This is a genomic window from Virgibacillus dokdonensis (genome assembly GCF_900166595.1).
Lineage (GTDB): Bacteria > Bacillota > Bacilli > Bacillales > Amphibacillaceae > Virgibacillus > Virgibacillus dokdonensis.
Genome location: NZ_LT745763.1, coordinates 3,755,159 through 3,766,887, shown reverse-complemented (window position 1 = coordinate 3,766,887; position 11,729 = coordinate 3,755,159). Strand labels below are relative to the sequence as shown.

The 11,729-nt window shown below is 37.5% G+C and carries 8 protein-coding genes and 1 pseudogene; 4 read left to right on the top strand and 5 right to left on the bottom strand.

Features of this window, described 5'->3' with window-relative positions:
• Window positions 1–412: 412 nt before the first annotated feature.
• Window positions 413–1,363: a phosphate acetyltransferase gene (gene pta / locus B2C77_RS18985; protein ID WP_077706975.1), complete on the top strand. Its 951-nt coding sequence runs from the start codon at window positions 413–415 to the stop codon at window positions 1,361–1,363.
• Window positions 1,364–2,353: 990 nt separating this feature from the next.
• Here the strand turns inward: pta and B2C77_RS18980 are convergent.
• The gene (locus B2C77_RS18980; RefSeq protein ID WP_077706476.1) at window positions 2,354–3,199 is read right to left on the bottom strand and encodes a lipoate--protein ligase family protein; all 846 of its coding nucleotides are present in this window, start codon (window positions 3,197–3,199) and stop codon (window positions 2,354–2,356) included.
• 565 nt (window positions 3,200–3,764) lie between these two features.
• Here B2C77_RS18980 and B2C77_RS18975 point away from each other — a divergent pair.
• The 3 genes from B2C77_RS18975 (at window position 3,765) to B2C77_RS18965 (ending at window position 6,168) form a co-directional block, all read left to right on the top strand.
• Window positions 3,765–5,084 carry an HD domain-containing protein gene (locus tag B2C77_RS18975; RefSeq protein WP_077706475.1) on the top strand — a complete coding sequence of 440 codons (1,320 nt, stop codon included), beginning with the start codon at window positions 3,765–3,767 and terminating at the stop codon, window positions 5,082–5,084.
• On the top strand, window positions 5,074–5,568 hold the full coding sequence (locus B2C77_RS18970) for a YwgA family protein (RefSeq protein ID WP_077706472.1): 495 nt from the start codon (window positions 5,074–5,076) through the stop codon (window positions 5,566–5,568). Before B2C77_RS18975 ends, B2C77_RS18970 begins: the two co-directional genes overlap by 11 nt.
• A gap of 87 nt (window positions 5,569–5,655) precedes the next feature.
• Window positions 5,656–6,168, top strand: a complete 513-nt coding sequence (locus B2C77_RS18965; RefSeq protein WP_077706469.1) for a YwhD family protein — start codon at window positions 5,656–5,658, stop codon at window positions 6,166–6,168.
• A 406-nt stretch (window positions 6,169–6,574) separates the two neighbouring features.
• Here B2C77_RS18965 and B2C77_RS18960 read toward each other — a convergent pair.
• From B2C77_RS18960 to B2C77_RS18945, 4 genes and pseudogenes are all read right to left on the bottom strand, one after another.
• Window positions 6,575–7,441, bottom strand: a pseudogene (locus B2C77_RS18960) (IS3 family transposase); the annotation flags it as partial.
• Entirely contained in the window at window positions 7,402–7,965 is a 564-nt protein-coding gene (locus tag B2C77_RS18955) for a helix-turn-helix domain-containing protein (protein ID WP_077701823.1), read from the bottom strand. The pseudogene B2C77_RS18960 and the gene B2C77_RS18955, both read right to left, overlap by 40 nt.
• Window positions 7,966–8,174: 209 nt before the next feature.
• The gene (locus B2C77_RS18950) at window positions 8,175–10,229 is read right to left on the bottom strand and encodes a transglycosylase domain-containing protein (protein WP_077706466.1); all 2,055 of its coding nucleotides are present in this window, start codon (window positions 10,227–10,229) and stop codon (window positions 8,175–8,177) included.
• 109 nt (window positions 10,230–10,338) lie between these two features.
• Entirely contained in the window at window positions 10,339–11,271 is a 933-nt protein-coding gene (locus tag B2C77_RS18945) for an L-lactate dehydrogenase (RefSeq protein WP_077706465.1), read from the bottom strand.
• Window positions 11,272–11,729: the final 458 nt, after the last annotated feature.

The window sequence follows — 11,729 nt, the reverse complement described above, 5'->3', positions numbered from 1 at the left end:
CCCCCTTTTTTTAATACAATAATTTTAAGTAAAAAAAACCGCCATGACTTAAATTTGGATAACCACCATCTACTATGAGACTTGCAGGCGGTTTTTTCATATATATTTCGCCTAAAGACTTGGCTTGGCAATAAACCAAATTTTCCTACTTAAACTTGGCGACAAGCCACCAAGGTTTTCTAATATGCAATAGACATGGCAAATTGGCAAATCTGCCTCTACTATAGCATAAATAGGGCATGCTAAGCATGAGATAACTTCTAATAAAGAGAGATATGTTTAATTGTCATGAGAATGTCAAAAAACATAAGGGACATAGAAGAGAAATACTTTCATTTATCGTAAAAATCATCTACTATTTAAGTATAACCATATAGGAGGTTTATCAAAAGTGAGTGAATTATTTAAACAAATGCAAGAAAAAGTTTCTAGTCAATCTAAATCTATTGTCTTCCCAGAGGGGACAGATGAACGTATATTGACAGCTGCTAGCCAGCTAGCTGCAACAAAGGTGTTAATGCCGATTTTGCTTGGTGACAAAGTAGGGATCAAGCAACAGGCGCAAAAAGCAGGAGTAGATGTATCACAATGTAAAATAATTGATCCAAAAGATTTTGCCGAATTTGATTTAATGGTCGAAACTTTTGTAGAACGTCGTAAAGGAAAAGCAACGAAGGAAGACGCTGAAAAAATACTTTTAGATGAAAACTATTTTGGTACCATGCTTGTCTATATGAATCAAGCGGATGGTCTTGTTAGTGGCGCTGTTCATTCAACCGCTGATACAGTTAGACCTGCTCTACAAATTATTAAAACGAAAGAAGGTGTGAAAAAGACATCGGGCGCATTCGTTATGGTTCGTGGTAATGAAAAATATTTGTTTGCCGATTGTGCTATTAATATCGCACCTGACAGCCAAGATTTGGCAGAAATCGCAGTGGAGAGTGCAAATACGGCGCAACTATTTGGTATTGACCCGCGTGTTGCTATGTTAAGCTTTTCAACAAAAGGTTCAGCAAAATCAGATGAAACAGAACGTGTAGTGGAAGCATTACAAATTGCCAAAGAAAAGAATCCATCATTAGTAATTGATGGGGAATTTCAATTTGATGCTGCGTTTGTTCCGAGCGTTGCTGCCAAAAAAGCGCCTGGTGCTGTATTACAGGGAGATGCAAATGTGTTTGTTTTTCCTAGTTTAGAAGCAGGTAATATCGGATATAAAATTGCGCAACGTTTAGGCGAATTTGAAGCGGTAGGCCCAGTATTACAAGGGTTGAACAAACCTGTTAACGACCTTTCTCGTGGGTGTAATGCAGAAGATGTTTATAACTTGGCGGTAATTACAGCAGCTCAAGCATTATAGAAGCTGATATTACGAAATACATCATCCATGCCCCATATAGTGAACTTTTTCACGAGTTTCGCTATATGGGGTAGTTTGCTTCTTATGGTAAAGAGAATTTTTATCCTTGATTGTTGTACTACGTAAAGATACCTAACTAAGCCGCGCAACTTAGACAAACGCTAGGTTGGTTAGCCCCCCTTGGCTGAAGCAGTGGGGGACTATTGGGGAAATGTTTATTGCCCTAACAATGTATGTATTTTAGCTAAGCAATCTTCCACTATTTCTTCTGGGGCTTGTCCTTTTATTTTTAACTTTCTAGTGTTCCAATCTTTGGTCAGTGAGTATAACTCCAGATATAGCTAAACCGTCAGGAAGGGCAACTTCATACCCCCAAGCCTCTGACGATTTTTGTGATTGGACACAGAACCGTAAAACCTGTTACTTGATTAAATTGTTTTAGGTGATAAGACAAGCGCAGGTCTTATGCCAACACATCCTAAGCCAATTGTATATCCTTAGTATATACAATTGGTTGGAAAAGATTACTCTTGATTTTCTCTCTATCTTAATTTTAATACTAATGAGATGAAATTCATCAATTTGGAATCTAAGAACACAGTGTAGGGTATGGTTTAGCAAGATTGCGATGGAAAGCAATAACGGAAATAAAGGAATCATGCCACTAAAACAAGGGTATGGCCGACGTCGCGGCAGGTCCGTGAATCGGCGATGACTTATCATAGGACGATGGAGTCGGACGCGGCTATTTCCATATCCACTAGCACTTTATTATATATTTTCTTATTTAATAAAAAGAACCGGACGCATCCGGCTCCTTTAACTGACAACCCCACCGAATCAGTAGGGGCCTAGAGTACTTGTACAATCTTATCTTATCTTTCTTAGTTATTATTAAAGAACGTTTTCTTTTAGTTTAGAATGTGAATGGGCATATATTACGCCTAGAAAGATTTCTTGGTTTGCTTATTGCTTTGCATTAGATGCTTTTCATTCCGGAATTACTGTATTACGTTTCTTCATCTGTACTAATCTTTTGCGATAGTGTGCATACTCTGTCGGTGTGAAATTAGTTTCAACAACATGTTCGCTAACTTTTAATAATGCATTCATTGCTCGACGCTTCATGTCATTTACGGTTAGCGGAGTTTGCAATAATTCCGATAAAGAGCACATCACATTAGGATCTACAGTGGGATAGCTAAATTTCATCGATTCTCCTCGTTTACTAACTGTATAAAAATCTCTGATTACACTCGCTCGTTTAAAACTATCTCCTTCGACATCTAAATAAATTTGCACAGCTGCGCCATCTTTTACCCGACGTTGTGAAATTCCCGCAAATTTCCTCCCGTTAATACTTAAATCATAATCTCCCGGACAATAAGAATGGATAATTTCGTATGCTTCAATACGCTTTGTCAAATCACTTAGCATGTATTGGACAAAGCTGACCATCGCTTCATATCCTTCTTGAATAGATACATTTTTAACATCGGGAAAAATGAGCGAAATATTGAGCACACCACTGTCTAAAGCTACTGCTAGTCCACCTGAATTACGTATGACAACATGGTAACCAGCTTGTTTTAATTGTTCTACCCCTTCATGGATATAAGGAAGTTTTGCATCAGGAATTCCAAGTACAATCGTTTGTTCATGCACCCATAGCCTCATTGTCGGTGGAGATAATTTTTCACTAACGGATAGGGCAAGCGCATCATCAATGGCAAAGGAGTGAAGAGCGGTGTATTGTTCCTGATCAAACATGTTCGTTGTTGAATGGTCCATATAACGAAAGGTTGTATGTGCCATCATATTTTCCCAGTTTTTCATAAGCAACTCCTGACTTTCTATCTATCATTGTTCATTTTCCTTACAGCTCGTCAAGAAAAAAGTTCATTTGTTTATCGTATAAGCAGAACGATGGCGTCTGTTCGCCTGATATTCGGAAAGCTTTCGTTTTCTTATCGAATACGAAACCCAGCATGTGCTCAAGAAAGGCGACAACGCGTGGTTTTTATTAAACAGAGATGTTTCTCTACGAGGATAAGAAAGTATAAAAATTAGATGCTTTGGTATAAGAGAAATAACATAGTAAGCCACGTCCGGCTTAAGCGCCCAGCAACTAGGTGACTTCACGAAATCACCCTACGATAAGTCATCATCGGTTCGTGCTAAATAGGAAGGCCGACTAAAGACGGGCTTGCCGGAGGGCGCCGGCATACTCCTGTTGCAGGAGCATGATTCCTAAAACTTTAGTTGATTCGTTCCACTCGCTGCGTTGCTAGACGGGCGCCCCGAGCCTTTGTTCGCTCCTTAGTTTATCTTTCCTCTTTTTTCTTCAGCATTTCTATTATATAATAAAAAGAAATCGTCGAAAAGAAACGGATGAAAAAGCATGCCATATAAAAACGAACAACTTCATGAAGAAAAGGTGTTCAAAGATCCAGTGCACCGATATGTCCATGTGAGAGATCGGGTAATTTGGGATTTGATTGCGACACCTGAGTTTCAGAGACTGCGAAGAATTAAACAGTTAGGCACTACATATTTAACATTTCACGGAGCGGAGCATAGCCGATTTAATCACTCGCTTGGGGTATATGAAATCGTACGAAGAATACTAACAAATTTTGAAGGACGTCCACATTGGAATAAAGAGGAGCGTCTTCTTTGTTTATGTGCAGCGTTATTACATGATCTAGGGCACGGACCGTTCTCCCATTCTTTTGAGAAGGTATTTAAGCTGGATCATGAACATTATACACAGCAAATTATTTTAGGTAACACCAAAGTGAATGCCATTTTAGAACGAGCAGAAAAGGGGTTTGCCCAAAAAGTTGCTGACGTGATAGCTAAAACATATCAAGACCAATTAGTGGTCAGCTTAATTTCAAGCCAAATTGATGCTGATCGAATGGATTATTTGCAACGGGATGCGTATTTTACAGGTGTAAGCTATGGTCATTTTGATATGGAGCGAATTCTTCGTGTTATGCGTCCAATGGAAGATCAAGTGGTGATTAAGGAAACAGGAATGCATGCTGTGGAAGATTATATTATGAGTCGCTATCAAATGTACTGGCAAGTATATTTCCATCCAGTTACGAGAAGTGCAGAAGTCATTCTTTGTAAAATATTGCAACGAGCGAAAGTGTTATATCACGATTCTACATATACGTTTACATTGAAGCCAACGCACTTTAAATCTTTTTTTGAAGGAAATGTAAAGCTAGAGGATTATTTAAAATTAGATGAGGGAATTGTTACGTATTATTTTCAACTATGGCAGGAAGAAGAAGATACGATTCTTCGTGATCTCTGCGAGCGGTTTATGAATCGCAGGCTGTTTAAGTATGTCGAATTTAATCCTAATTCACAGATGAATGAATGGATGGAACTACACAAGCTGTTTACGGATGTACATATTAATCCGGATTATTATTTGGTCGTTGATTCTTCCTCTGATTTACCATATGATTTTTACCGCCCTGGGGAAGAGGAGGAGCGTTTACCGATTCACTTATTAATGCCAAATGGTGAACTGCGTGAATTATCACGGCAGTCTGATATCGTTGAAGCTATTTCCGGGAAGAAACGAACCGATCATAAATTGTATTATCCACATGATTTATTAGAAAACGTATCCGATCCAAGGAAGAAAAAGCGGATGAAAGAAATATTAATTGGTCAGGGAGAGGAAAAACATGTTAACTAATCATGCGAAACTAATGCAGTTTTTTGCAGTAGCAAACGAAGTAACGGGAAGGAAAAAGCTGCAAAAAATGATTTTTATTTTGCAAAAATGTCACATGCCCTTTGAGGAGAAATTTGCTTTTCATTTTTATGGGCCATATTCTGAGGAGTTAACGTTACGGGTGGAAGAGCTATGTAATTTAGGTTTTATTAAAGAAGAAAAAGAAGATAGAAGCAATTACCATCAATACCATTATACAATTACAGAGGATGGACAAGCTTTTTTAGAACAGTTCAAGAAAGATATGCCTGATTTTTCACAGCAAGTGTATGCTATGAAGGAGAAAAGCTCCCGATTTTTGGAATTAGTCGCAACGATACTATATTTTGACGACTTGTCTTTAGAAAAGTCAATTGCAAAAGTGCATACGGTGAAGCCAAAACAAAAATATACAGACGAGGAAATTCAAGAAGCGATTTCCTTTATTGATACAATTCGTCATTAAATTATTTGTGGGAAATCATGCTTTAGACGTTAGAATCTCACTATGATACAATCAAAATAATAATGAAAAAGAAGGAGGGTCTTTCGAATGAGTTTCGATCAGTCTTCAAACAAAAATAAATTTACAATTATTAAAGACGACTCGACAGATGGCCATGGTGGATATGGTTATGGTTCCATCAGCTTGGAAAATATGTCTTCTGTCATTGTAGATCCGAATGAAAATAAAGCTTATGTTGATATGGCGGCAATGCACGCTAGAAGTGATATTGAGCGGCGTGTGAAATATTTATCAGATAAAAGCGAAGTTCCAAATGGCAAATTGTATTGGATTGTTTGGGTAAATGTCGAACGGAATGAAAAAGGGACATATTTTGCTGGTGTGGCAGGAAGCGAATTGCTTGTGGATCGGCCTAATAAGCGAGCTTACAAATCGATGCCACAGCATGTAAAACATATGGAGCAATCTTTGAAAGGTAAAATCGTCGTTGATCATATGGATGATAAATCGAAACAGTTGTTAAAAGATTTTCTCGAAGACTTTGACCGAGATATGTGGGAAAACTCAACAGAGGAATTAAAAACAGCTTTGTCTGTATAAAGTAATACTTCAATCAACAGGTGGGATCTCCTAGATTGTTAGGTAGGACGAATCAGGGGGTGTAGGTGCTATTTTTCATTTAGATTTGTCCAGTTAGTGCATTCTCTTGCACTATACAAAGTATAACATTTTTAGGTTCATAGTATAAGAAAAACAAAGGCTTTTGCTATAAGACTTAGTGACAAGCCAAGTTTTTCTAAAATAGATTGTGTTTACAACACGTAATATTCAGATATGAATGTGAACAATTTGTGACTTTGTTATGAACATTATGATTTTGACTTGTACTTTAGGAAGGAAGTTTGTAAAATATAGTCTACATGGGCTATTCATGTATTACTAGGACAAAAAAGAGGTCGAATCCAGTTTTTACTGGGGTGGTGACCCCACAAAGTTAGAGTTTTTATTATGCAGCTGTTTGGCTGGTTTGAGTTCGGTATTGTACTGGACTTAAACCAGCCAATTTTAACTTTATACGTTCATTATTGTAGTAATCAATGTAATCCTCAATTTTTCGCTTTAGCTCTTCATAAGACACTATTTTTTCCCCATAATACATTTCTTGCTTTAGAACGCCAAAAAAATTTTCCATTGCCGCATTATCCGCACATGTTGCTTTTCTAGACATACTTTGAAAGATTTTGTTTTTCTTTAATGTTTTCATCCACTTGTTATGTTGATAGTGCCAACCTTGATCAGAATGAATCGTTGTTCGATATTCAGCTTCATTTTTAATAATTTTTAGTGCTTGATTTAACGGTGCTATAACGAAATCTAATGTTGGACTGTTAGAAATACCATAGGATATAATTTCACCATTATATAAATCCATTATTGGACTTAAATACAGTTTTTGATCTTCGGTACATTTAAACTCAGTCACGTCTGTCACTAGTTTTTGAAGGCGAATGGATGTATTAAATCTACGGTTCAAGCGATTTTTAGCCACTTTTCCAACCTTACCTTTATACGATTTATAGCGAGATTTACGTGTGAATTTCACGCACCTTAAACCCATTTCATTCATAATTCGCTGGACTTTTTTATGATTTATTACATAACCTTGGCTTTTTAACTCTAAATAAATACGACGATATCCGTATTTACCCTCGTGCTTTTGAAAAAGCTCAAGGATGATTTCTTTCCACTCTTTATCTGGATCTTCTTTCTGTAATTGCTTCATATGGTAATGATAAGTCGCCTCTGGAATACCCACAATTTCTAACACATCTTTTAATTTGAATCCTTCTTCTTTGAGTTCGAACGCCAACGCTGCTTGTGCTTTTCGAGGAAGGCGTTCGGATTCTCCTGAAAAGCTTTTAACTTTTTTAAATAGGCATTCTCTAAGCGCAGAAGTTCATTTTCGCGTTCTAACAGTTCTTCACGAGATAACTCTTTTTCTTGTTTCGCTGGTTTAGCTTTATGATTTTTAGACATAGGAGGCCGTCCTTTCGATTTATCTTGCAGGCCCTCTATACCTTCATTCCAGAAAATTCTGTACCAGTTCGCAATTAATGTGGGATTGTTCATCTTAAAAACAATCGCGGTATCTTGATAAGAAGCGCCTGTCCTTTTCATAAAGTTTAATACATCTAACTTAAATTGAACAGGATAAACTTGTTTAGAATGCTTCCTGCGTAGCCCGTCCTCACCAAATTCTTTATAAGCACGAACCCACCTCTCAATTGGTGATTGGCTTGGAATACCATGTTTTTTCGCTAGCAATCCATAGCCCAAGGAATTTTCAAGATATTCTTTTACAATCATCAATTTAAATTCATAACTATATTTAGCCATATAAAAACACCCCAAAAGTCAGATTTTCACTCTAACTTTTGGGGTGCGGCACCTGGGTTTGACCTCTTTTTTTACTATAGGAAAGTAAAAAATGTAAGGGTTTATAGTCTAAGAAAACCATAGCTTTCGTCATTAAACTTGGCGACAAGCCAAGTTTTTCTAATCAATTATAGCCATCTCTGATCACCTTAAATTTTTGCTATTGCATTTTACTCAAACAAGTCAAATAGCCTTTCAATAAATGACTTTTCTTGTTTTTCTAAAGGTGCTTTATCAGTTTTATCATCCTCTGGTAAGTGTGCATTACAGTAGGTTGTTGGCTCACTACCTTTCTCGAAAAACATGACTTTACTAGCAGAACAATATGGCGTTGCCCGTTTACCAGTGGAGGGGTCCACAGGAATGCCGACAATTCCTGAAGGGATGGGCAAGCTTTTAATGGGCTTATTTTGATGTATAGATGTCATGAAATTAGCCCATATATCCTTTGCATATGCCATTTCTTCAACAACTTCAATCGTACGGTTGTCATCGTAGCCGACCCAAATTCCTGCAACTACGGAAGGGCTAAAACCAATCATCCAGCTGTCAGAATCTGTAGAGCCTGATTTTCCCGCGTATTTTCGATCAAGTTGGTCGATAATGGTAGACCCTGTTACTTGCATATATCCATTCAGTTCTCGATCAAACATACCTGTCATTAATTGGGAAAGGATAAACGTCTTTTTCGGATCAAGTACTTGTTCGTTAGAATCATTAGATTTAGTGTAGACTGTATCTCCATAGCGGTTAACAATTTTAGAAACAGTATGCCCGTCCACTTTCTTTCCTCCATTTGCTAACATGCTATATCCACGAACCATTTCTTTCATGGACACTACTTCTGAACCGAGCGCTAAGGAAGGTACAGCTGACAAATCACTTGTAAAACCAAACTGTTTGGCTGTATTTACTAACGTTTCAGGGCCTATAAACATATTTGTTTTTACAGCATAAATATTATCGGACAGCGCCAATGCTTGTGCTAGTGAAATCGGCTTATTTGCGTAATAGCCATTGAAATTACTCGGTTTATAGACATTTCCGTTTTCTAACTTAAATGTAGTAGGTTGACTCATTAACATGGTAGAAGCATTGTAGCCCCGCTCTAACGCTGCATAGTATAGAAAAGGTTTAAAGGTAGAGCCTGGCATTCGCTTTGCTTGCGTAGCGCGATTAAACGGACTGTCCACATAACTGCGTCCACCTACTATCGCAATGATGCCTCCCGTTTTCGGATTCATTACTAATCCACTACCTTGTATGTCACTTTGCTTAGACATTGTTTGTTGAAACTGTTCTTCTAAATCTGTTTGCGCTTTTTCTTGCATCGTGGTGTAAATTTGATACCCACCACCACGAACTTCCTCAGCATCTAACTCCAAAACGGCTGCTGCTTCTTTGATAGCGGCATGCTGGAAATAGGGACCTATTTGCTCTTTGTTATTCCGTTTAGCTTCATTATGGTACTGTAACGCTTCGTTTTTGGCTTCTTCGTAGGCTCGACTTGAAATCATCGCTTGATTTTCCATGATTTTCAATATATGTTGCTGGCGTTGCTCTGCTTTTGTTGGGTCATTCAAAGGTGAATAATATGTTGGACCCTTTGGTATACCCGCAAGCATGGCAGATTCTGCTAGCGAAAGCTCACTAGCAGATTTTTGGAAGAACTGTTTACTTGCAGCTTCAATTCCGTAAGCGCCATGCCCATAATAGATGGTGTTTAAGTAGCCTTCTAGTAGTTCCGATTTGGAGTAGAACATTTCCAATCTTATTGTATAAAATGCCTCTTTAATTTTTCTGCCCCATGTTTTTTCATGGCTTAAATACAGATTTCTTGCATATTGCTGTGTTAAAGTACTTGCACCTTCTTTAAGCGACAATGTTTTTATATTTTCAACAATGGCTCCTAAAATTCGTTTTACATCAAATCCATGGTGGTTGTAGAAATTGCGATCTTCAACAGCCAGTGTAGCTTGAATTGCTTCATCAGCAATATGTTCTAGCGAGATCCAATCTTCTGTTTGATGCTCACCGACTTTAGCAAAAGGCTCCCCAGACTTGGTGTATAACGTTGTTTGTTGGTTCATTGATATTGGTGGGGGGCCTAAAAGGTAGCTGGCGATGTAAACGAAGATCACAAAGGATAAACATATTCCTACCAAAATGCCGGTTATTTTAAAGAATCGTTTGCGAACTGCGCTGTGTTTTTGTTTGCTTCTCATATATGTTTTCCCTCTTCAAATAAATTCCGTTATTATCATTATGGGAAAACAAATGGAGAAATAAACATCTTAACATGAATCTTCCATGCAAAGTCCTAAATGCTAGAGCTTATAATAAAGCTTGGTTTTGAATATCTTTTAAAATGGCAATCGAGCTAGCAAATTTTCTTTGCTCTGTTTCATCCAAAGGGAAGTCTGCTACTCCTTTTACACCAGCACGGTGAATAATGGAGGGGACGCCGACATAGACATCTTCATGACCGTGTTCGCCAGTTAATAGCGTTCCAACCGGCAGAATAATATGCTCGTTATTTAAGATCGCTTTTGTTATTCTGGCTAACCCCATGCCAATAGCATAGTAGGTTGCCCCTTTCATGGAAATAATCTCATAGGCAGCATTACGCACCTGCTCAGCAATTTGCGTTTTTTCTTCGGCCGATATTTTTTCAGCGATGGATGTGCCAGAAATGTTAGCGGTGCTCCATACTGGAAGTTGTGAGTCACCATGCTCTCCAATAATATATCCATGCACGCTAGCTGGTGCGGTAGCAAATTTTTGTCCTAAAAGGAAACGGAATCTAGCGGAATCCAATACCGTACCAGAGCCAATTACTCGTTCTTTTGGCAACTGCGAAAATTTCCATGTTGCATAGGAAAGAATATCAACAGGGTTTGTTGCTACAATAAAAATACCATTAAATCCTGCATCCATAATGGATTCGACCATAGATTTGAAGATCGCTACATTTTTATTAACAAGGTCTAATCTCGTTTCTCCTTCTTTTTGCGCTATACCAGCACAAATTACTACGATGGCTGCATCTTTGCAATCGGCATAAGTTCCTTGAGTAATATTCATAGCACTAGGGGCATATACGATGCCATGACTTAAGTCCATAACTTCGCCTTGTGCTTTGTCCTCATTTATATCCACTAGAACAAGTTCATTGCTTAAGCCTTGATTCATTAACGCATAAGCATAACTAGTTCCTACAGCTCCAGTTCCTACTAAAACAATTTTATTTCCTGGTGTCATTTCCATGATTGTTCCTCCTCTGTAGGGTGTGTTCCTAGTTTAGTTATAGGCAGCAATATAACATAAAAATTGCCTCTCGTTATATATTTCCTCGTTTGTTCAAAAAGAAACCATTTTAGAAATGATTTTCTTTCATTCATTTATTCATGACATGTTAAGAGGTTGCTGACAACGTTCATAATAAAAAGGAGAGGCAAGTTTTTAAAATTAAAGTTCACAAATATAAAAGAAGACATAAAATTTAGTTCTATTTTCAACTTGAATATGGTAATATATGTTGTATATTATAAAAATACAAAAAATTAAGTTTATTTTTTATATTTTAAAAATTAAAGAAATCGTTACCAAACGGAAGTCTGATACAAGAAAAAGCCAACAATTATCTATGCAGTCAATAGCTGCTCATCTCGATGTATAAAGTTTTTGCTTCATTTGTAACCCTAGTTGGCTTCCATAGAAATGAT